Below are 20,471 nucleotides of genomic sequence, written 5' to 3'. Positions count from 1 at the left end.
AGCAAAAACACAGGTCTCTGCGAAGCCGTAAGGCGAAGTATAGGGGCTGACACCTGCCCGGTGCTGGAAGGTTAAGGAGAGGGGTTAGCGTAAGCGAAGCTCTGAACTGAAGCCCCAGTAAACGGCGGCCGTAACTATAACGGTCCTAAGGTAGCGAAATTCCTTGTCGGGTAAGTTCCGACCCGCACGAAAGGTGTAACGATTTGGGCACTGTCTCAACCAGAGACTCGGTGAAATTATAGTACCTGTGAAGATGCAGGTTACCCGCGACAGGACGGAAAGACCCCGTGGAGCTTTACTGTAGCCTGATATTGAATTTTGGTACAGTTTGTACAGGATAGGCGGGAGCCATTGAAACCGGAGCGCTAGCTTCGGTGGAGGCGCTGGTGGGATACCGCCCTGACTGTATTGAAATTCTAACCTACGGGTCTCATCGACCCGGGAGACAGTGTCAGGTGGGCAGTTTGACTGGGGCGGTCGCCTCCTAAAGTGTAACGGAGGCGCCCAAAGGTTCCCTCAGAATGGTTGGAAATCATTCGTAGAGTGCAAAGGCATAAGGGAGCTTGACTGCGAGACCTACAAGTCGAGCAGGGACGAAAGTCGGGCTTAGTGATCCGGTGGTTCCGCATGGAAGGGCCATCGCTCAACGGATAAAAGCTACCCCGGGGATAACAGGCTTATCTCCCCCAAGAGTCCACATCGACGGGGAGGTTTGGCACCTCGATGTCGGCTCATCGCATCCTGGGGCTGTAGTCGGTCCCAAGGGTTGGGCTGTTCGCCCATTAAAGCGGTACGCGAGCTGGGTTCAGAACGTCGTGAGACAGTTCGGTCCCTATCCGTCGTGGGCGCAGGAAATTTGAGAGGAGCTGTCCTTAGTACGAGAGGACCGGGATGGACGCACCGCTGGTGTACCAGTTGTTCTGCCAAGGGCATAGCTGGGTAGCTATGTGCGGAAGGGATAAGTGCTGAAAGCATCTAAGCATGAAGCCCCCCTCAAGATGAGATTTCCCATAGCGTAAGCTAGTAAGATCCCTGAAAGATGATCAGGTTGATAGGTTCGAGGTGGAAGCATGGTGACATGTGGAGCTGACGAATACTAATAGATCGAGGACTTAACCATATAATATGAAGCAAATGTTATCTAGTTTTGAAGGAATATACCTTCATCAGTTTGGTGATGATGGCAGAGAGGTCACACCCGTTCCCATACCGAACACGGAAGTTAAGCTCTCTAGCGCCGATGGTAGTTGGGACCTTGTCCCTGTGAGAGTAGGACGTCGCCAAGCAAGCTAAAAACACGAGTCATTTGACTCGTGTTTTTTCGTGTTTTCTTTTATAATTCATAGTAATTTAAAAAATCTTTATTTAAAGAATCGTCCTTTTGATTAAAGATTGTGAAATGTGGCTAGGATAGTGAATAAGCAAAAGAGTTGCAAATTTTTTTAATACGTATATAATTATAGTCAAAGATAGTCAAAGTCAATAAAGGTGGCGGATAAATGAGAAATATATCTGATATCATTGAGAAATATCTAAAGCAAGTTATTGACTTAAGCAATAATAATGCGATTGAAATCAAGAGGAATGAGGTCGCTGATCGATTCGATTGTGTGCCATCTCAAATCAACTATGTAATCAATACCCGTTTTACGTTAGAAAGAGGATTTGTAGTAGAAAGTAAACGAGGTGGAGGAGGTTACATTCGCATTATAAAAGTCAAACTGCATGATGATATAGACATTATTGATCAAATGCTTCATATGATTGATCATAGCGTTGCACAAGGAAATGCTGAAAGTATGATTATACGTTTAATAGAAGAGGGGATTATAACAAATCGTGAAGCTAAACTTATGTTAAGCGTACTAGATCGTTCTGTATTATTAATGGATGTTCCTTCTCGAGATGAACTTAGGGCTCGAATATTATGCGCAATGTTAAGAACACTGAAATATAAATAAATATAACTTTTGTTAAGAATGATAACTAAGATAATGCAGTTTAATATTGTAGGAATTTTGAAAGATGACATGTGCTTTTACTAAATGGATTAAGGAAAGAGAACAATCTAGTAATGTATGAAAAGTATCATGAGATAGATCGTTCCTGTTGTAAAGGTGGGGGATAGCGATGACTTGTCAAAACTGTAATATAAGACCAGCAACTTTACATTATACAAAAGTAATCAACGGAAAAAAGGCGGAAGTTCATCTTTGCGAGCAATGTGCAGAACAAAGTGGCTATACGTCTTTCTTTCAATCACCGCAGTCTAATTTTTCATTCCATGACCTATTAGCCGGATTATTGCATAGTGAACCAGCAATGTTTGAAGAAGGGCAAGATGCATTTTCAAATACAAATATATCAAGATGTCCGAATTGTAAGATGACATATGAACAATTTACAAAAGTGGGACGCTTTGGATGTGCTTCTTGTTACGATACATTTAAGGGGCATTTAAAACCATTGTTAAAACGTCTTCACGGTGGGCATACGGATCATTGTGGAAAAATTCCTGAACGTATAGAAGGAAATATCTACTTAAAGAAAGAATTAGATGAACTAAAACTCAATCTGAAACAATATGTACAGAAAGAGGAATTTGAGAAAGCGGCTGAAGTACGAGATAAAATTCGAGGTCTTGTAAATCAGCTTAGTGAGCATAGAGAGGGGGAATAGTTCTATGTCACTGGACAGAATCATGAATGAAGCGATTAGTCCATGGATGAAGGGAGATGGCCCTGATTCTGATATTGTTTTAAGTAGTCGAATTCGTTTGGCTCGTAATTTTAAAAAATATCAATTCTCTACTATGCAAAACGAGGAAGAAGCTAAACAGATTCACGAGTTATTTAAGAAGAAGTTTATAAATAAACCTGTAGAACCTTTTGGGGAGTTTGAACTATTAAAAATGAATGAATTAAATCCTCTTCAAAGGAGAGTTTTAGTTGAGAAGCATTTAATTAGTCCAAATCTTGCAGGAACAGAATACGGAGCATGCCTACTATCAGAAAGTGAACATATAAGTATCATGCTTAATGAAGAGGATCATGTTAGGATTCAGTGCCTATTTTCAGGTTTACAGTTATCAGAGGCGCTTCAAAGTGCCAATCAAATAGATAATTGGATCGAGGAACAGGTTGAATATGCTTTTGATGAATCGCTTGGATATATTACGAGTTGCCCCACTAACGTCGGTACAGGATTAAGGGCTTCGGTAATGATTCATTTGCCGGGACTGGTTTTAACGAAAAGAATTAACCGTATTATACAAGTAATTCAAAAATTAGGGTTAGTAGTAAGAGGAATATACGGTGAAGGTAGCGAAGCGTTAGGTAATATATTTCAAGTGTCAAATCAAATGACACTAGGGAAATCAGAAGAAGATATTATTGCAGATTTAAAGAGTGTCATTCAACAAATCATCCATCAAGAAAAAATGGCTAGAGAATTAATTGTACAAAATTCAAGTATCGAGCTTGAAGATAAAGTATATCGTTCTTACGGAATACTAGCTAACAGTCGTTTAATTCAATCTGCAGAAGCAGCCACTTGCTTATCAGATGTACGGCTTGGTATTGACTTAGGATATATACAAGGTATATCGAGAAATATTTTAACTGAGTTAATGGTTCTTACTCAGCCAGGCATTTTGCAACAATATGCAGGAGGACCTTTAGGACCAGAAGAAAGAGATTATCGAAGAGCAACCTTAATCCGTGAGCGATTACGAATTAAACAAAATTAAGCGCAAGTAGGAGGCGATTTCTATGATGTTTGGAAGATTTACAGAACGAGCACAGAAAGTATTAGCTTTATCTCAAGAGGAAGCAATTCGCATTGGGCATAATAATATTGGAACAGAACATATTTTACTTGGGCTTGTACGCGAAGGTGAAGGAATTGCAGCAAAAGCGTTAATTGCTCTTGGATTAAGTCCAGAGAAAGTTCAAAAAGAGGTAGAAGCATTAATTGGGCGTGGAACAGAAGCTTCTCAAACAGTACATTACACACCTCGTGCTAAAAAAGTTATTGAGTTGTCTATGGACGAAGCTCGTAAGCTAGGCCATTCCTACGTTGGAACAGAACATATTTTACTTGGTTTAATCCGTGAAGGTGAAGGTGTAGCAGCACGCGTTTTAAATAATTTAGGTGTAAGCCTAAATAAGGCAAGACAACAAGTGTTACAACTTCTTGGAAGTAATGAAGCTAGTTCAGGTCACCAGGGTGGTTCATCAACAAATGCGAATACACCTACACTTGACAGTCTAGCACGTGATTTAACAGTTGTTGCACGTGAAAATCGTTTAGATCCTGTTATTGGACGTAGTAAAGAAATTCAACGTGTAATTGAAGTGTTAAGCCGTAGAACAAAAAACAATCCAGTATTAATTGGAGAACCTGGTGTAGGTAAGACAGCAATTGCGGAAGGATTAGCACAGCAAATTGTAAATAATGAAGTTCCTGAAACTTTAAGAGATAAGCGTGTTATGACATTAGATATGGGTACAGTTGTTGCTGGAACAAAATATCGTGGTGAGTTTGAGGATCGTTTAAAGAAAGTGATGGATGAGATTCGCCAAGCTGGTAACATCATCCTATTTATTGATGAGCTTCATACGTTAATTGGTGCAGGAGGGGCGGAAGGTGCAATTGATGCATCGAATATTTTAAAACCATCTTTAGCACGTGGTGAATTACAATGTATTGGTGCAACAACTTTAGACGAATATCGTAAATATATTGAAAAGGATGCGGCATTAGAAAGACGTTTCCAACCAATTCATGTTGATGAACCAAACTTAGAAGAATCAGTTCAAATTTTAAAAGGTTTACGTGACCGTTATGAGGCGCATCACCGCGTATCTATTACAGATGATGCAATCGATGCGGCTGTAAAACTTTCAGATCGTTACATTACAGACCGTTTTTTACCTGATAAAGCAATCGATTTAATTGACGAGGCTGCATCAAAAGTGCGCTTACGTTCGTATACAACACCGCCAAACTTAAAAGAGCTTGAAGTGAAGCTTGAGGAAATTAGAAAAGAAAAAGATGCAGCTGTACAAAGCCAAGAATTTGAAAAGGCTGCTTCCTTACGTGATATGGAACAACGTTTACGTGAAAAGTTAGAAGATACAAAGCGTCAGTGGAAAGAGAAACAAGGACAAGAAAACTCAGAAGTAACAGTAGAAGATATTGCAAATGTCGTTTCCACATGGACACGTATTCCAGTTTCTAAACTTGCACAAACAGAGACAGATAAATTATTAAACTTGGAATCAATTTTACATGATCGTTTAATTGGGCAGGATGAAGCAGTTGTAGCTGTGGCAAAAGCTGTTCGTCGTGCGAGAGCGGGATTAAAAGATCCGAAACGTCCAATTGGCTCATTTATTTTCCTAGGACCTACTGGTGTAGGTAAAACAGAACTAGCAAGGGCATTAGCGGAATCTATGTTCGGTGATGAGGATGCAATGATCCGCATCGATATGTCTGAGTACATGGAAAAGCATTCTACTTCTCGTTTAGTTGGATCTCCTCCAGGATATGTTGGATATGAAGAAGGTGGACAATTAACAGAGAAAGTTCGTCGTAAGCCATATTCAGTTGTCTTATTGGATGAAGTAGAGAAAGCTCATCCTGATGTGTTTAATATTTTACTACAAGTATTAGAAGATGGCCGTTTAACAGATTCTAAAGGACGTACAGTTGATTTCCGTAATACAATTGTTATTATGACATCTAATGTTGGTGCAGACGCATTAAAACGTAATAAACATCTTGGATTTAACGTACAAGATGAGAGCCGCGATTATTCAGATATGAAAGGTAAAGTAATGGATGAATTGAAAAAAGCATTTCGTCCAGAATTCTTAAACCGTATTGATGAAATTATCGTGTTCCATATGCTTGAGAAAAAACATATTCAAGAAATTGTAACTCTTATGGTGAATCAGTTAGTGAATCGCTTAAAAGAACAAGAGATTGAATTGCATTTAACAGAAGGAGCAATTTCAGCAATTGCTGATAAAGGATTTGATCGAGAGTACGGTGCTCGTCCGCTTCGTAGAGCAATTCAAAAACATGTAGAAGATAGACTATCAGAAGAACTGTTAAAAGGTGCTATTGAGAAAGGACAAAAAGTTATCTTTGATATAGAAGGAGAATCATTTGTCATTCATAGTGCGGAAAAGGTAAAATAAGTATAGACAAACAAAGAGGGCTACGCGATAGCCCTCTTTCTTGTACGAGAAGGATAAACGTTTGTAGATGAAAGTGAAGTGAACTATAAAAGATATGGCTAAAAAGAAAACAAAATTTACATGTCAAGAATGTGGTTATCAGTCGCCAAAATATATGGGGAAATGTCCTGGATGTGGTCAATGGAATACGCTTGTTGAAGAGATGGAACCAGTTGTATCATCAAGACGCCTTAATTATGCCAATGCAATTCAATCAGAAGTAACAAAACCAAGACGCTTAACAGAGGTAGAAACAAAGTCTGAGGCGCGTATTGAAACAAAATTTCAAGAGTTTAACCGTGTACTTGGTGGCGGGATTGTAGATGGATCTTTAGTACTTATTGGTGGAGACCCTGGGATTGGGAAATCAACATTGTTATTACAAATTTCATCGCAATTAGCAGATTCTTCATATGATGTGCTATACATATCAGGTGAGGAGTCAGCAAAGCAGATCAAACTTCGTGCAGATCGTTTGCATGTAAAGGGTAGTAATCTATTTGTTGTAGCAGAGACTGATTTACAGAGAATTGCAGCGCACATTGAAGAGATGAATCCAGCTTTTGTTGTTATTGACTCCATTCAGACGATACATTTACCTGAAGTGACGTCAGCCCCAGGGAGTGTAACGCAAGTACGTGAATGTACAGCGGAATTAATGAAACTTGCAAAGACGAAAGGGATTCCTATTTTTATCGTCGGACATGTGACAAAAGAAGGGGCAATTGCAGGACCACGTATGCTAGAACATATGGTTGATGCAGTTCTTTACTTTGAAGGAGATCGTCACCATACATATCGTATTTTGCGAGCTGTGAAGAACCGTTTTGGTTCCACAAATGAAATGGGTATCTTTGAAATGAAGGAACTAGGTCTTGCAGAAGTACTAAATCCTTCTGAAATTTTCCTTGAGGAACGTCCAGTTGGAGTTGCAGGATCCACAGTGGTTGCTTCAATGGAAGGAACAAGACCGGTTTTAGTAGAAATACAAGCATTAATCTCCCCTACTAGTTTTGGAAATCCTCGAAGAATGGCGACGGGAATTGATCATAACCGCGTTTCACTTATTATGGCAGTGCTAGAAAAAAGAACAGGTTTATTGTTGCAAAATCAAGACGCATATTTAAAAGTTGCGGGTGGCTTGAAATTAGATGAACCAGCAATCGATTTAGCTGTCGCCTTAAGTATTGCTTCAAGTTTCAGAGATAAAGCTACTGCACCAGCCGATGCGGTAATAGGAGAAGTAGGCCTAACTGGAGAAATAAGAAGAGTATCAAGAATTGAACAACGTGTACAAGAAGCAGCGAAATTAGGATTTCAACGTGCTATTATTCCTAGAAAAAATTTGGGAGGATGGACAATTCCAGATGGGATTGAGGTAGTAGGTGTTTCTAATTTAGGAGAAGCGCTTCGTTTGACATTAGGAGGCTAGGCTATGGAGGAAAACAAGCAACGTGTCAAAAGTATGATTAATATTCTACAGCTTGTTGCCCCAGGAACACCACTACGCGAGGGGATAGATAACGTACTTCGTGCGCAAACTGGAGGGCTAATTGTTCTTGGGTATAATGAGCAGATTAAAAGTATTGTTGATGGAGGATTTCACATTAATTGTGCATTCTCACCGGCTAGTTTATATGAATTAGCAAAAATGGATGGGGCACTTATTTTAAATGAAACTGGGAGCAAAATTTTAATTGCAAATGCACAATTAGTTCCAGATCCATCCATTGATTCTATTGAAACAGGTATGCGTCACCGAACGGCAGAGCGTGTAGCAAAGCAGACGGCTAGCCTTGTTGTGGCTATTTCACAAAGACGTAACGTAATTACACTATATCAAGGGAACTTACGTTATACACTAAAAGATATAGGTGTAATTTTAACAAAGGCAAACCAAGCTATTCAAACGTTAGAAAAATATAAAGCTGTATGGAATGATGGGATTACGAATTTGGGCATTCTAGAATTTGAAGAGGTCGTTACAATGTCCGAGGTAGTTCACGTTTTACATAGTGTTGAAATGGTACTGCGTATTAAAAATGAAATAGTGAGCTACATTCATGAGTTAGGAACGGAAGGAAGGTTAATTCGTTTACAACTTACAGAATTACTAGCCGACTTAGAAGCAGAGGCAGCGTTATTAATTAAGGATTATTATCAAGAAAAAACGCAGGATCACCATCAAATTTTGAAAAAGTTACAAGATCTTGCAAATACACAGCTTTTAGAGGATAGCGATTTAGTTAAATTGCTCGGCTATCCAGGGCAAATGAGCTTAGAAGAAAGCGTGACACCGAGGGGATACCGAATCGCAAGCAAAATTTCTCGTGTTCCACCACTTATCATTGAAAATTTAATTAATCGATTTAAAACATTGCAAGGTGTTTGTCGTGCAACTATTAATGAATTGGATGATGTGGAAGGAATTGGGGAAGTTAGGGCGAAGAAAATACGAGAGGGCCTAAAAAGAATTCAAGAGCATCTCTATATGAGTAGACACAATTAAGAATATTACATTGATTCCATAATATAACGACACTAGAACATTTTTGTTATATGATATGGTATATTGGTAAATAAAACTATTTACAAAAAAACACGTCCGCTTTTGCATTCGGCGTTTTGATTAGCAAAACAATGGTTAATAATGAGTAGGAGGTGGTTGGATGTTAAAAAGAATCGTACAGCTCTTCTTTTTAGTAATCGGGGGAGCGTTAGGGATTTTTCTAATCCCAAAAGTTATTAATGTATTGGACGTCGGTGCTGTTCCTTTGCTTGAGGGATCGTACGTTCGTGCAATTATTGGTGCAATTATTTTATTTTTAACAACATTTTGGCTTGTAGATTATATTGTTCAACTTATTAAACATATCGAAGAAGCCCTTGTAAAGGCACCGGTAGCGGATGTTTTATTTGGTACATTAGGGTTGATCTCTGGTCTTATTGTTGCATATTTAATTTTGATACCAATTCGTGAATTCACGATTCCAGTCATTAGTACAGTATTACAAGTGTTCTTTACTCTTTTACTTGGTTATTTAGGATTCCAAGTAGGATTTAAAAAGAGAAATGAATTGCTAGGATTATTTACATTACCCCAGCGTGGAGGTAAGAAGAAAAACAATAGCGAGAACGAAGAGGTAGAGGTAGAAAAATCTACAACTCATTGGAAAATTCTCGATACAAGTGTAATTATTGATGGACGTATTGCGGATATTTGCCAAACGAAGTTTTTAGAAGGAACAATTGTGATTCCACAATTCGTATTAGAAGAGCTTCAGCATATTGCCGATTCTTCTGATGCTTTAAAGCGTAATCGTGGTCGCAGAGGATTAGACATTTTAAATCGTATTCAAAAAGAGCTACCAATTCCGGTGGAAATTTATGAAGGCGATTTTGAGGATATCCAAGAGGTGGATAGCAAGCTTGTAAAGTTAGCTAAAATCACTGGTGGAACTGTTGTAACAAATGATTTCAACTTAAACAAAGTTTCTGAACTACAAGGAGTAACAGTGTTAAACATTAACGATTTAGCAAATGCAATTAAACCAGTCGTACTCCCTGGTGAAGAATTAAGTGTTTATGTTGTGAAAGATGGTAAAGAACAAAATCAAGGTGTTGCATACTTAGATGATGGCACGATGATTGTAGTAGAAGATGGTAGAGAATATGTCGGTTCGCAACTTAATGTACTAGTTACAAGTGTGTTGCAAACATCGGCTGGTCGTATGATTTTCGCAAAACGTAAATTATTAGAAAAAGCATTATAAGTAGAGGATTATTAATATGTATACGTTAATTATTCCGGCAGCTGGTCAAGGGAAACGGATGGGTGCTGGCAAAAATAAGTTGTTCTTACTTATAAATGGAGTACCTATCATTGTGCATACATTACGTGCTTTTGAAAAAGATAAAGCATGTAAACGTATTATCATGGCGATTAACGAAGAGGAACGCCCTTATTTTGAGGAGTTAATGCAGAAGTACCCGGTTGAAAAGCAGGTGCAATTTATTCAAGGTGGGGCCGAAAGACAAGATAGTGTGTATAATGCGCTTCAGTATGTGAGTGGTGTTGAATATGTTCTCGTACACGATGGTGCGCGCCCGTTCGTAACGAATAAGATGATGCAAGATGTATTAACTGCAGCAGAGAAATATGGTGCTTCCATTTGTGCGGTGCCAGTGAAGGATACCATTAAGAAAGTAGAACAGGGTGTTGTTGTTGAAACGGTAGAACGTTCTCAGCTTAAAGCGGTTCAAACACCACAAGGATTTTCTGTTCCTCTTTTATTAGAAGCTCATAGAAGTGCAAAGCAAAATTGTTTTCTTGGTACAGATGATGCAAGTCTCGTAGAACGTGTAGGGAAGAAAGTAGGCGTAGTAGAGGGGAGTTACTATAATATTAAAGTGACGACTCCAGAGGATTTACTAATTGCTGAAAGTTTCCTTCATGTTCAGAAGAAATAGAAGTGATGGTATTATAGTAAAGAAAAGCTCGGCAGTTGCCGGGCTTTTCTTTATAGAGATAGCAATATAATATAGAATTCATAAAGTAGTTTAGATTGAGGAGGATGTAAAGAATGTTTCGAATTGGACAAGGTTTTGATGTACATGAATTTGCGGAAGGTAGACCGTTAATTATCGGCGGAATTACAATTCCTCATGAAAAAGGATTAATCGGTCACTCGGATGCAGATGTATTGTTACATACGATTGCTGACGCATGTCTAGGAGCAATTGCAGCAGGAGATATTGGAAAACATTTTCCTGATACAGATCCTGCCTTTAAAGATGCGGATTCAGCCGTATTGTTACAAAAGGTTTGGGAATTTGTGCGTGAACAAGGTTATGAGCTAGGTAACCTAGATTGTACAATTATTGCCCAAAAGCCAAAAATGGCACCGCATATTGAAAGCATGCGTAAACGCATTAGTGAACTATTAGAAACGTCTATTGATAATATTAATGTAAAGGCAACAACAACAGAAAAATTAGGATTTACAGGTAGAGAAGAAGGGATTGCTTCTCAAGCGGTTGTTTTATTACAGAAAAAATAGTGGTTTTTAATTCGTAAGATGGAAAATCACATTTTTTTGGTGTACAATTATAGAATGTGTTGACATTAAGATTGGAAGGTGTACCAATTATGGAAAAGCAAGTGAGAGTGCGCTATGCGCCAAGTCCAACAGGACACTTACATATCGGAAATGCGCGTACGGCATTATTTAATTATTTATTTGCTCGTCATCAAGATGGTAAGTTTATTATTCGTATTGAAGATACTGATGTGAAACGTAATGTTGCTGGTGGAGAAGAAAGCCAATTAAAATACTTGAAATGGCTCGGTATGGACTGGGATGAAGGTGTTGATGTTGGTGGTGAATTTGGACCATATCGTCAAACAGAGCGTTTAGATATTTATAAAAAATTATATAAAGATTTATTAGAGCGTGATTTAGCTTACAAATGTTATATGACAGAAGAAGAGCTAGAAGCAGAGCGTGAAGGGCAAATCGCTCGTGGTGAAACACCGCGTTATGCAGGAAACCACCGTGATTTAACTGAGGAGCAAATTAAAGGATTTGAGGCTGAAGGCCGTATTCCAAGTATTCGCTTCCGTGTGCCGGCTGATAGCGACTACACGTTTAAAGATCTCGTAAAAGATGAAGTTGCATTCCATTCAAATGATTTTGGTGATTTCGTTATCGTGAAAAAAGATGGAATTCCAACTTATAACTTTGCGGTAGCGGTAGATGATCACTTAATGGAGATTACACACGTGCTTCGTGGTGATGATCATATTTCAAACACGCCAAAACAAATGATGATTTATGAAGCTTTCGGTTGGGATATCCCGAAGTTCGGTCATATGACTTTAATTGTAAACGAAAGCCGTAAAAAGCTAAGTAAGCGTGACGAATCTATTATTCAATTTATTGAGCAATATAAAGAGCTTGGATATCTTCCAGAAGCAATCTTTAACTTTATTGCATTACTAGGTTGGTCACCAGTAGGTGAAGAAGAAGTCTTCTCTCAAGATGAGTTTATCAAAATGTTTGATGCAGCTCGTTTATCAAAATCACCTGCATTATTTGATTCCCAAAAACTAAAATGGATGAACAACCAATATATGAAAAAACAAGATTTAGATACGGTTGTTGAACTAAGCTTACCGCATTTAGTAAAAGCGGGTCGCGTAGGTGAAAACTTAAGCGAACAAGAACAAGCGTGGGTTCGTGATGTAATTGCTTTATATCATGACCAAATGAGCTTTGGAGCTGAAATTGTAGAGCTTTCTGAAATGTTCTTTAAAGATCATGTTGATCATGAAGAAGAGGGACAAGAAGTATTGAAAGGTGAACAAGTACCTGAAGTACTTCGTGCATTTGCCGATCAATTAGAAGCCTTAGAAGCAATGGAGCCAGCGGCAGTTAAGGCGGCTATTAAAGCAGTTCAAAAAGAAACAGGACATAAAGGTAAAAACCTATTTATGCCAATCCGTGTTGCTACTACTGGACAAACACATGGTCCAGAGCTTCCTAACGCTATTGCTCTTCTTGGAAAAGAAAAAGTTTTAAATCGTATTCAAAAAGTAATTGGTTAACATTTTCTAGGTTTAGCAATATAATAAGTATATCTAAAATCTAATAAGGAAAAGCGACGAGAAGGAGAAGTAGAAAATCAGGCTTTTTACAGAGAGAACCACCCTTAGGCTGGAAGTGGTTTATAAGCGGATTTTTGAAATGCCCCTTCGAGTCTTCTGTTGAACAGCGAAGTATTTCGCGGAACGTCTTAGGGCGCAAAGTAAACAGAAGCGGTGTAAACCGTTATCATGGATGAGTTTGAGGCTTCTTTAGCCTAAACAGAGTGGAACCGCGCTTAAAAGGCGTCTCTGTCTATATGACAGAGGCGTCTTTTTTTTATACCATGTAAATGGTGTGAGTATAAGTTTTATCCCCTTGTATAAAGATTTAGGGGGAAGTGGGGAGTTAGTTCACTCGAAAAAAGCAGCCCATAAAGGGGAGGGAACATCGATGTTTAAGAGGCTTCGGGAAGATATTGAAGTCGTTTTTGAACAGGATCCAGCGGCAAGAAGTTATTTCGAAGTCATTTTAACTTACTCTGGATTACATGCAGTTTGGGCCCATCGAATTGCACATGCTTTTTATAAAAGGAATTTTTTCTTTATGGCACGTTGGATTTCGCAAGTTAGTCGTTTTTTTACTGGCATTGAGATTCATCCAGGAGCAACTATTGGTCGTCGTTTTTTCATTGATCATGGAATGGGGGTTGTAATTGGAGAAACGTGTGAAATTGGCGAAAACGTAACAATTTATCAAGGTGTCACATTAGGTGGTACAGGTAAAGAAAAAGGAAAGAGGCACCCTACAATTCAGGATAATGTATTAATTGCAACAGGTGCTAAAGTACTAGGTTCTATTACTATTGGAGAGAATTCTAAAATTGGAGCAGGATCTGTCGTGTTAAAGGAAGTTCCTGCGCATTCTACAGTTGTAGGTATACCTGGCCGAGTCGTTATTCAAAATGGAGTAAAGATTGGTCAAGAATTAAATCATTCTGATCTTCCGGATCCGATTTTTGATAAATTAAAGGTTATGGAAGTAGAACTTGATAAATTGAGAAAGCAACTCGAAGTAAAGGTAGGAAGGAAGGATAAAAATGACTATTCACATTTATAATACGTTAACGCGTCAAAAAGAAGAGTTTATGCCATTAGAAGAAAATAAGGTAAAGATGTATGTGTGCGGACCTACAGTGTATAACTACATTCACATTGGGAATGCAAGACCACCTATGGTGTTTGATACAGTACGCCGTTACTTAGAATATAAAGGATATGATGTGCAGTATGTATCTAACTTTACTGACGTGGATGATAAATTAATTAAGGCGGCAAATGAATTAGGTGAAGATGTGCCAACAATTGCAGATCGTTTTGTTGAAGCTTACTTTGAAGATGTAACGGCACTAGGTTGCAAACATGCAACGGTTCATCCACGTGTAACGGAAAATATGGATATCATTATTGAATTTATTCAAGAACTTGTGAATAAAGGGTATGCATATGAATCAGAAGGTGATGTGTACTTTAAAACGAAAGAATTCGAAGGTTACGGTAAATTATCACATCAACCGATTGCAGACTTACGTCACGGTGCACGTATTGAAGTAGGAGAAAAGAAACAAGACCCTCTTGACTTTGCTTTATGGAAAGCTGCGAAAGAAGGAGAAATCTTCTGGGAAAGCCCTTGGGGGAAAGGACGCCCAGGGTGGCATATTGAATGCTCAGCAATGGCGCGTAAATATTTAGGGGATACAATTGATATTCATGCTGGTGGTCAAGATTTAGCATTTCCTCATCATGAAAATGAAATTGCGCAGTCTGAGGCGTTGACAGGAAAAACATTTGCACGTTATTGGATGCATAACGGATATATTAATATTAATAACGAGAAGATGTCTAAGTCGCTTGGAAACTTCATTTTAGTTCACGATATCATTAAACAATATGATCCACAGTTAATCAGGTTCTTTATGCTATCGGTACATTACCGTCACCCAATTAACTTTAGCGAGGATTTATTGCAAAGTACTAATAATGGGCTAGAAAGAATTAAAACAGCTTACGGTAACTTAAAGCATCGTATGGAAAGTAGCACGGATTTAACGGACCATAATGAAAAATGGTTAGCTGAAATGGAAAAGTTCCAGGTTGCATTCGAAGAAGCGATGGATGATGATTTCAATACGGCTAATGCGATTACTGAATTATATAACGTAGCAAATTACGCAAATCAATATTTGTTAGAAGAACATACTTCTAAAGTTGTAATTGAAGCGTATGTAAAACAACTTGAAACATTATTTAGTATTTTAGGATTAGAATTAGCGCAAGAAGAGTTGCTTGATGAAGAAATTGAAGCACTAATCCAAAAGCGTATTGAAGCTCGTCAAAATCGTGACTTCGCACTATCTGATCAAATTCGCGATGATTTAAAGGGACGTAATATTATTTTAGAAGATACCGCTCAAGGTACAAGATGGAAAAGAGGATAAGAATGATTGATGCAAAGCAATTGAACAGCTTAGCTTTAGCATATATGGGTGATGCGGTATATGAGCAATATATCCGCTATCACCTCCTTCAAAAGGGGACAGTTCGCCCTAATCAATTACATCGCTTAGGGACGGGCTTTGTTTCGGCAAAAGCACAGGCGAAAGTTGTTTATCATTTATTAGAAACGGCATTTTTGACAGAAGAGGAAGAGGCGGTATTAAGAAGAGGGCGTAATGCGAATTCGGGTACTGTTCCAAAAAATACAGATGTACAAACATATCGACACAGTACAGCCTTTGAAGCGCTAATCGGTTATCATCACTTGTTGAATAATCGTGAAAGATTGGACGAGATTGTATATAAGGCGATTGACGTTTTGGAAGAAAAGGAAGGGAGCACATCATCATGAGTAGTGAATATATTATCGGACGTAACCCTGTAATTGAAGCTTTAAGAGCGGGGCGAGATATTAATAAAATTTTGGTAGCGGAAGGCGCTGCCAAAGGACAAGTGCAAATTGTACTAGCATTAGCAAAAGAGAATAAGGTTATTTTGCAACATGCACCAAAGAAGAAATTAGATCAATTGGTTGAGGGTAATCATCAAGGTGTAATTGCTCAAGTAGCTGCATATCAATATGCTGAGTTAGAGGATTTGTTTAAATTAGCAGAAAAACGCAATGAAGATCCATTCTTCTTAATTTTAGATGAAATTGAAGACCCACATAACTTAGGTTCTATTATGCGTACTGCGGATGCAACAGGGGCTCATGGGGTTATTATTCCAAAAAGAAGAGCGGTGGGACTTACAGCGTCAGTTGCGAAAGCGTCGACTGGGGCAATTGAATATATTCCTGTTGCACGTGTAACAAATTTATCGCGTACAATTGATGAATTAAAAGAACGTGGACTTTGGATTGCTGGTACAGATGCCAAAGGGAAAACAGATTACCGTAATTTAGATGGTAATATGCCAATCGGACTAGTAATTGGTAGTGAAGGAAAAGGTATGAGTCGTATTATTGGTGAAAAGTGTGATTTCCTAATTACTTTACCGATGGTCGGTAAAGTTACATCCTTAAATGCTTCAGTAGCCGCAAGTTTGTTAATGTATGAGGTATATCGTAAACGTCACGAAATTGGTAAATAAAAAATGAACGATATTTTAATCGTTGACGGTTACAACATTATCGGGGCTTGGGGAGACTTGAAGAAACTGCGGGATGTAGATTTGCAGTCATCAAGAGACGCACTTATTGATAAGATGGCGGATTATCAAGGCTATACAGGCACAAAGGTAATGATTGTCTTTGATGCCTATACAGTCTATGGTATTGAAAAAAAGATGAAACAATCACGGGTGGAAGTAATATTCACGAGAAAAAATCAAACTGCAGATGAAAAGATAGAACAACTTGCAATTGAGCTTAGAAATATAAATACACAAATATACGTTGCAACTTCGGATTATACGGAGCAATGGATTATATTTGCGCAAGGTGCACTTCGAAAATCTGCGCGTGAATTAGAGTTAGAAGTGCAAGCGATGGAACAACAAGTAAGAAGGTGTACCAAAGACACGAAAGAAAAGCAACCCGCCATGCGAAAGATATTTAGTGAGGATATTACAGAAAAATTAGAAAAATTAAGAAGAGGAGAGCGTTGAAGCATTGACGCTCTTTATCTTTTTACTGTATAATATTGCTAAATATATAGCGGTCGGAGGGATCAAGGTGGAAGCAGGCTTCGTAAGTGTAGGCGACGTTACATTTCGTGATTTAGAGGATGAGGCAATCGTTGAGTTAGTTCGAAAAGGTAATACTGACGCTCTAGAATATTTAATTCACAAATATAAGAACTTTGTTCGCGCGAAATCAAGATCTTATTTCTTAGTGGGTGCCGATCGAGAAGATATTGTTCAAGAAGGCATGATTGGATTGTTTAAAGCCATTCGTGATTATAAAGGGGACAAGCTGTCTTCGTTCAAAGCATTTGCTGAACTGTGTATCACTCGACAAATTATTACCGCTATTAAAACAGCAACAAGGCAAAAACATATTCCGTTAAATTCGTATGTGTCTTTAGACAAGCCAATTTACGATGAGGAATCTGATCGAACATTATTAGATGTTATTTCGGAATCGAAAGTAACTGATCCAGAAGAGATGATTATAAGTCAGGAAGAATATACAGACATAGAATCAAAAATATCTGAATTATTAAGCGATTTAGAAAGAAAAGTGCTCTCTTTATACTTAGATGGTCGTTCCTATCAAGAAATTTCAGAACAGTTAAACAGGCACGTGAAATCTATTGATAACGCATTGCAGCGTGTAAAAAGGAAATTAGAAAGATATATGGAGATGAGAGAGAGTACAACTTTAAATTCATAGCAAGTGCCGCAGGTGTAAAATAATTCACCTGTTTTCTTTTTGTTAAGAGAGTGAAAGTCATGACATTGACATTATCTTTTGTTGTATGATACATTTTTAGGGACAATGTTACAAGGTTGGTGTAACTAATGAGGAAAAAAGTTGTACTCTCATGTGAAGAGTGTAAAAATCGAAACTACTCTACGATGAAAGATACGAGCTCAGTAGAGCGACTTGAGATAAAGAAGTTTTGTAAAACATGCAATAAGCATACAGTTCACAAAGAAACAAAATAAATAATTGAAATAATACACTGGAGGTCCCGTAGATGCGTTTAACGAACTTTTTCGGCGATGTAGGTCGCGAAATGAAAAAAGTAAGTTGGCCTAAAAAAGATGAATTACTCCGCTCAACAACGACTGTTATCGCGACAGTTGTGTTCTTTGCGATTTTCTTCGCAGTGGTTGATATGGGCATTTCTTCTTTAATTCGGTTAATTCTTGAATAAGAAGCACTTATCCATGATATAATGTTATTTATAAGAACTGTGTAAAAGCCCGGTGAACGGGTTTTTTCATTTGCGCAAAAAAATGTACGTCAGGGAGGGAAGGACGCTCGTCCTAAATGAATGGAAAAAAGTTGGTATGTTGTCCATACTTATTCTGGATATGAAAATAAAGTAAAAGCAAACCTAGAGAAACGTGTAGAATCAATGGGTATGCAAGATAAAATTTTCCGTGTTGTTGTCCCGGAAGAAGTAGAAGTAGAAATGAAAAATGGTAAAGAAAAAATAACGAAAAGAAAAGTGTTCCCAGGTTACGTATTAGTAGAACTAATCATGACTGACGATTCTTGGTATGTTGTTCGTAACACGCCAGGTGTAACAGGTTTTGTCGGTTCTTCTGGTTCAGGATCTAAACCATCGCCTCTATTAGAAGAGGAAGTGGTTACCATCATGAAGCATATGGGAATGGACAATGAAGTGGTTGATTTCGAATTTGAACTTCATGAAACAGTGCGTGTAAATGAGGGACCATTCGCGGATTATACAGGTGCGATTGAAGAAATTGATGTGGAAAAGAAAAAAGTTAGCGTGCTTGTAGACATGTTCGGTCGCGAGACTCCGGTTGAACTTGATTTCCATCAAATCGAAAAATTATAAAATGAAACTTGAAATGAATTGTAAAAAGTGATAATATCTTTTAAGTCAGTACGTCTTCGGTAACGGAGACGTTTTTTGAAAAAGATTTTATCATTATGATAAAATATGAAGTGGGAGGGCAAATCACTGCCCAATTGACCACATCACGGACTTAAGGAGGTGTGTCTCGTGGCTAAAAAGGTAATTAAAATGGTAAAACTTCAGATTCCTGCAGGTAAAGCTAATCCAGCTCCGCCGGTTGGTCCAGCATTAGGACAAGCAGGTGTTAACATCATGGGCTTCTGTAAAGAGTTTAACGCTCGTACAGCTGATCAAGCTGGTCTTATCATCCCTGTTGAAATTACGGTATTTGAGGACCGTTCATTCACTTTCATTACTAAAACTCCTCCTGCTGCTGTTCTTCTTAAGAAAGTAGCTGGTATTGAGTCTGGTTCTGGTGAACCAAACCGTAATAAAGTGGCAACTGTTAAGCGTGATAAAGTACGCGAAATCGCTGAAACTAAAATGCCTGACCTAAACGCTGCTAGCGTAGAAGCTGCAATGCGTATGGTTGAAGGTACTGCGCGCAGTATGGGCATCGTTATCGAAGACTAATTCGATTTGTTTTTTGTAAAAAAGGTTGCGGGTCTGGAATTCCAATTCGCAACCTTTATTATCGTAAATGATCATCATTTTTAAATAAATGGATGGGCGCACATCCTCGGGGGTTCCCGGAATGAAGGCGTAAACGTGGGAGGTTATTCCGCTAAAACCACATTCAAGGAGGAAACAAACATGGCTAAAAGAGGTAAAAAGTACGTTGAAGCTGCGAAGCTTGTTGATCGTGCATCTGCTTACTCTGCAACAGAAGCAGTAGAATTAGTAAAGAAAACAAACACAGCTAAATTTGATGCAACTGTAGAAGCTGCATTCCGTTTAGGTGTTGACCCTAAGAAAGCTGACCAGCAAATTCGTGGTGCAGTTGTTCTTCCACACGGTACTGGTAAAGTACAACGTGTATTAGTATTCGCTAAAGGCGAAAAAGCAAAAGAAGCTGAAGCTGCTGGCGCTGAATTCGTAGGCGATGCTGATTACATCGGTAAAATCCAAAAAGGTTGGTTCGATTTCGATGTAGTAGTAGCAACTCCTGACATGATGGGTGAAGTTGGTAAACTTGGTCGCGTATTAGGACCTAAAGGTTTAATGCCAAACCCTAAAACTGGAACAGTTACTTTCGATGTAACTAAAGCTGTTAACGAAATCAAAGCTGGTAAAGTTGAATACCGCGTTGATAAAGCTGGTAACATCCACGTTCCAATCGGTAAAGTATCTTTCGAAGATGCTAAATTAGTAGAAAACTTCAAAACAATTGCTGACACGCTACAAAAAGCTAAGCCAGCTGCTGCAAAAGGTACTTACATGAAGAACGCAACTGTTGCTTCTACAATGGGACCTGGCGTACGCGTAGACGTTTCTACACTTGCGTAAAAATTGGAAGTTGACTTCATAAAGAAGTTTTAATATAATCATTTATGTTGTGAATTTTAATAGTGTACCGTAGACAGTAGGAGTCGATTCGACTTAATTTCCTACCTAGGTGTTAATATACGAAGCGGAATCTTTTTTCTGTGA

General features: G+C 38.4%; 21 protein-coding genes, 2 rRNA genes and 2 other annotated features (2 of these 25 only partly in view). All 23 genes read left to right on the top strand.

The genetic code is table 11. The features are described 5' to 3' along the window. Positions 1-1,120: ribosomal RNA gene (locus I6L50_RS04565) — 23S ribosomal RNA — on the top strand; it begins 1,802 nt to the left of the window's first position. A gap of 50 nt (positions 1,121-1,170) precedes the next feature. Next, a 5S ribosomal RNA gene (rrf, locus tag I6L50_RS04560) occupies positions 1,171-1,286 on the top strand. Positions 1,287-1,499: 213 nt separating this feature from the next. After that, complete coding sequence (gene ctsR / locus I6L50_RS04555; protein WP_002029353.1) at positions 1,500-1,961, top strand: transcriptional regulator CtsR; 462 nt, start codon at positions 1,500-1,502, stop codon at positions 1,959-1,961. Positions 1,962-2,130: 169 nt separating this feature from the next. Beyond that, complete coding sequence (gene mcsA, locus I6L50_RS04550) at positions 2,131-2,679, top strand: protein-arginine kinase activator protein McsA (RefSeq protein WP_002009823.1); 549 nt, start codon at positions 2,131-2,133, stop codon at positions 2,677-2,679. 4 nt (positions 2,680-2,683) lie between these two features. Beyond that, on the top strand, positions 2,684-3,748 hold the full coding sequence (mcsB, locus tag I6L50_RS04545) for a protein-arginine kinase McsB (RefSeq protein ID WP_113938452.1): 1,065 nt from the start codon (positions 2,684-2,686) through the stop codon (positions 3,746-3,748). 22 nt (positions 3,749-3,770) lie between these two features. After that, positions 3,771-6,206 carry an ATP-dependent protease ATP-binding subunit ClpC gene (gene clpC, locus I6L50_RS04540; protein WP_002063405.1) on the top strand — a complete coding sequence of 812 codons (2,436 nt, stop codon included), beginning with the start codon at positions 3,771-3,773 and terminating at the stop codon, positions 6,204-6,206. Positions 6,207-6,300: 94 nt separating this feature from the next. Further along, positions 6,301-7,677: a DNA repair protein RadA gene (gene radA / locus I6L50_RS04535; RefSeq protein ID WP_002009817.1), complete on the top strand. Its 1,377-nt coding sequence runs from the start codon at positions 6,301-6,303 to the stop codon at positions 7,675-7,677. Between the two features lie 3 nt (positions 7,678-7,680). Then, positions 7,681-8,754, top strand: coding sequence for a DNA integrity scanning diadenylate cyclase DisA (gene disA / locus I6L50_RS04530; protein ID WP_000392162.1), 1,074 nt, complete (start codon positions 7,681-7,683; stop codon positions 8,752-8,754). A 160-nt stretch (positions 8,755-8,914) separates the two neighbouring features. Further along, complete coding sequence (locus I6L50_RS04525) at positions 8,915-10,018, top strand: PIN/TRAM domain-containing protein (RefSeq protein ID WP_002063406.1); 1,104 nt, start codon at positions 8,915-8,917, stop codon at positions 10,016-10,018. A gap of 16 nt (positions 10,019-10,034) precedes the next feature. After that, positions 10,035-10,715 (top strand): 2-C-methyl-D-erythritol 4-phosphate cytidylyltransferase, encoded by a 681-nt coding sequence (ispD, locus tag I6L50_RS04520; protein WP_113938451.1) that lies wholly within the window; start codon positions 10,035-10,037, stop codon positions 10,713-10,715. Positions 10,716-10,828: 113 nt separating this feature from the next. Then, positions 10,829-11,305, top strand: coding sequence for a 2-C-methyl-D-erythritol 2,4-cyclodiphosphate synthase (gene ispF, locus I6L50_RS04515; RefSeq protein ID WP_000488386.1), 477 nt, complete (start codon positions 10,829-10,831; stop codon positions 11,303-11,305). A gap of 89 nt (positions 11,306-11,394) precedes the next feature. Then, positions 11,395-12,852 carry a glutamate--tRNA ligase gene (gltX, locus tag I6L50_RS04510; RefSeq protein ID WP_002091496.1) on the top strand — a complete coding sequence of 486 codons (1,458 nt, stop codon included), beginning with the start codon at positions 11,395-11,397 and terminating at the stop codon, positions 12,850-12,852. Positions 12,853-12,899: 47 nt separating this feature from the next. After that, positions 12,900-13,145: a binding site (T-box leader), on the top strand. Between the two features lie 137 nt (positions 13,146-13,282). Continuing rightward, positions 13,283-13,948 carry a serine O-acetyltransferase gene (gene cysE / locus I6L50_RS04505; protein WP_002091498.1) on the top strand — a complete coding sequence of 222 codons (666 nt, stop codon included), beginning with the start codon at positions 13,283-13,285 and terminating at the stop codon, positions 13,946-13,948. After that, positions 13,929-15,326 carry a cysteine--tRNA ligase gene (cysS, locus tag I6L50_RS04500; protein ID WP_002191705.1) on the top strand — a complete coding sequence of 466 codons (1,398 nt, stop codon included), beginning with the start codon at positions 13,929-13,931 and terminating at the stop codon, positions 15,324-15,326. The genes cysE and cysS overlap by 20 nt, the downstream gene beginning before the upstream one ends. A 2-nt stretch (positions 15,327-15,328) precedes the next feature. Beyond that, positions 15,329-15,736, top strand: a complete 408-nt coding sequence (locus tag I6L50_RS04495) for a Mini-ribonuclease 3 (protein ID WP_002009804.1) — start codon at positions 15,329-15,331, stop codon at positions 15,734-15,736. Then, a complete protein-coding gene (rlmB, locus tag I6L50_RS04490) occupies positions 15,733-16,476 on the top strand; it encodes a 23S rRNA (guanosine(2251)-2'-O)-methyltransferase RlmB (protein ID WP_002091503.1) in 744 nt (247 codons plus the stop codon). The genes I6L50_RS04495 and rlmB overlap by 4 nt, the downstream gene beginning before the upstream one ends. A gap of 3 nt (positions 16,477-16,479) precedes the next feature. Beyond that, positions 16,480-16,992, top strand: a complete 513-nt coding sequence (locus tag I6L50_RS04485) for an NYN domain-containing protein (protein WP_002009801.1) — start codon at positions 16,480-16,482, stop codon at positions 16,990-16,992. A gap of 67 nt (positions 16,993-17,059) precedes the next feature. Continuing rightward, a complete protein-coding gene (locus I6L50_RS04480; protein WP_002009799.1) occupies positions 17,060-17,719 on the top strand; it encodes an RNA polymerase factor sigma-70 in 660 nt (219 codons plus the stop codon). Positions 17,720-17,847: 128 nt separating this feature from the next. Then, positions 17,848-17,994 carry a 50S ribosomal protein L33 gene (gene rpmG / locus I6L50_RS04475; protein ID WP_012260172.1) on the top strand — a complete coding sequence of 49 codons (147 nt, stop codon included), beginning with the start codon at positions 17,848-17,850 and terminating at the stop codon, positions 17,992-17,994. A gap of 32 nt (positions 17,995-18,026) precedes the next feature. After that, positions 18,027-18,206 carry a preprotein translocase subunit SecE gene (secE, locus tag I6L50_RS04470; RefSeq protein WP_097898943.1) on the top strand — a complete coding sequence of 60 codons (180 nt, stop codon included), beginning with the start codon at positions 18,027-18,029 and terminating at the stop codon, positions 18,204-18,206. A 120-nt stretch (positions 18,207-18,326) separates the two neighbouring features. Next, positions 18,327-18,860, top strand: coding sequence for a transcription termination/antitermination protein NusG (nusG, locus tag I6L50_RS04465; protein WP_002009795.1), 534 nt, complete (start codon positions 18,327-18,329; stop codon positions 18,858-18,860). Positions 18,861-19,028: 168 nt separating this feature from the next. Further along, entirely contained in the window at positions 19,029-19,454 is a 426-nt protein-coding gene (gene rplK, locus I6L50_RS04460) for a 50S ribosomal protein L11 (protein ID WP_001085872.1), read from the top strand. A gap of 180 nt (positions 19,455-19,634) precedes the next feature. Next, on the top strand, positions 19,635-20,327 hold the full coding sequence (gene rplA / locus I6L50_RS04455) for a 50S ribosomal protein L1 (RefSeq protein WP_002009792.1): 693 nt from the start codon (positions 19,635-19,637) through the stop codon (positions 20,325-20,327). A 49-nt stretch (positions 20,328-20,376) separates the two neighbouring features. Further along, positions 20,377-20,471, top strand: a sequence feature (ribosomal protein L10 leader region); it runs 51 nt beyond the window's last position.

This window comes from Bacillus sp. FDAARGOS_1420, from assembly GCF_019344915.1.
GTDB lineage: Bacteria > Bacillota > Bacilli > Bacillales > Bacillaceae_G > Bacillus_A > Bacillus_A mycoides.
This window is presented reverse-complemented; position numbering and strand designations above follow the sequence as displayed.

Bases quoted from the DNA above. Each gene is read 5' to 3' on its own strand.
- ctsR (WP_002029353.1), top strand. From the start codon at position 1,500: ATGAGAAATATATCTGATATCATTGAGAAATATCTAAAGCAAGTTATT.
- mcsA (WP_002009823.1), top strand. From the start codon at position 2,131: ATGACTTGTCAAAACTGTAATATAAGACCAGCAACTTTACATTATACA.
- mcsB (WP_113938452.1), top strand. From the start codon at position 2,684: ATGTCACTGGACAGAATCATGAATGAAGCGATTAGTCCATGGATGAAG.
- clpC (WP_002063405.1), top strand. From the start codon at position 3,771: ATGATGTTTGGAAGATTTACAGAACGAGCACAGAAAGTATTAGCTTTA.
- radA (WP_002009817.1), top strand. From the start codon at position 6,301: ATGGCTAAAAAGAAAACAAAATTTACATGTCAAGAATGTGGTTATCAG.
- disA (WP_000392162.1), top strand. From the start codon at position 7,681: ATGGAGGAAAACAAGCAACGTGTCAAAAGTATGATTAATATTCTACAG.
- I6L50_RS04525 (WP_002063406.1), top strand. From the start codon at position 8,915: ATGTTAAAAAGAATCGTACAGCTCTTCTTTTTAGTAATCGGGGGAGCG.
- ispD (WP_113938451.1), top strand. From the start codon at position 10,035: ATGTATACGTTAATTATTCCGGCAGCTGGTCAAGGGAAACGGATGGGT.
- ispF (WP_000488386.1), top strand. From the start codon at position 10,829: ATGTTTCGAATTGGACAAGGTTTTGATGTACATGAATTTGCGGAAGGT.
- gltX (WP_002091496.1), top strand. From the start codon at position 11,395: ATGGAAAAGCAAGTGAGAGTGCGCTATGCGCCAAGTCCAACAGGACAC.
- cysE (WP_002091498.1), top strand. From the start codon at position 13,283: ATGTTTAAGAGGCTTCGGGAAGATATTGAAGTCGTTTTTGAACAGGAT.
- cysS (WP_002191705.1), top strand. From the start codon at position 13,929: ATGACTATTCACATTTATAATACGTTAACGCGTCAAAAAGAAGAGTTT.
- I6L50_RS04495 (WP_002009804.1), top strand. From the start codon at position 15,329: ATGATTGATGCAAAGCAATTGAACAGCTTAGCTTTAGCATATATGGGT.
- rlmB (WP_002091503.1), top strand. From the start codon at position 15,733: ATGAGTAGTGAATATATTATCGGACGTAACCCTGTAATTGAAGCTTTA.
- I6L50_RS04485 (WP_002009801.1), top strand. From the start codon at position 16,480: ATGAACGATATTTTAATCGTTGACGGTTACAACATTATCGGGGCTTGG.
- rpmG (WP_012260172.1), top strand. From the start codon at position 17,848: ATGAGGAAAAAAGTTGTACTCTCATGTGAAGAGTGTAAAAATCGAAAC.
- secE (WP_097898943.1), top strand. From the start codon at position 18,027: ATGCGTTTAACGAACTTTTTCGGCGATGTAGGTCGCGAAATGAAAAAA.
- nusG (WP_002009795.1), top strand. From the start codon at position 18,327: ATGGAAAAAAGTTGGTATGTTGTCCATACTTATTCTGGATATGAAAAT.
- rplA (WP_002009792.1), top strand. From the start codon at position 19,635: ATGGCTAAAAGAGGTAAAAAGTACGTTGAAGCTGCGAAGCTTGTTGAT.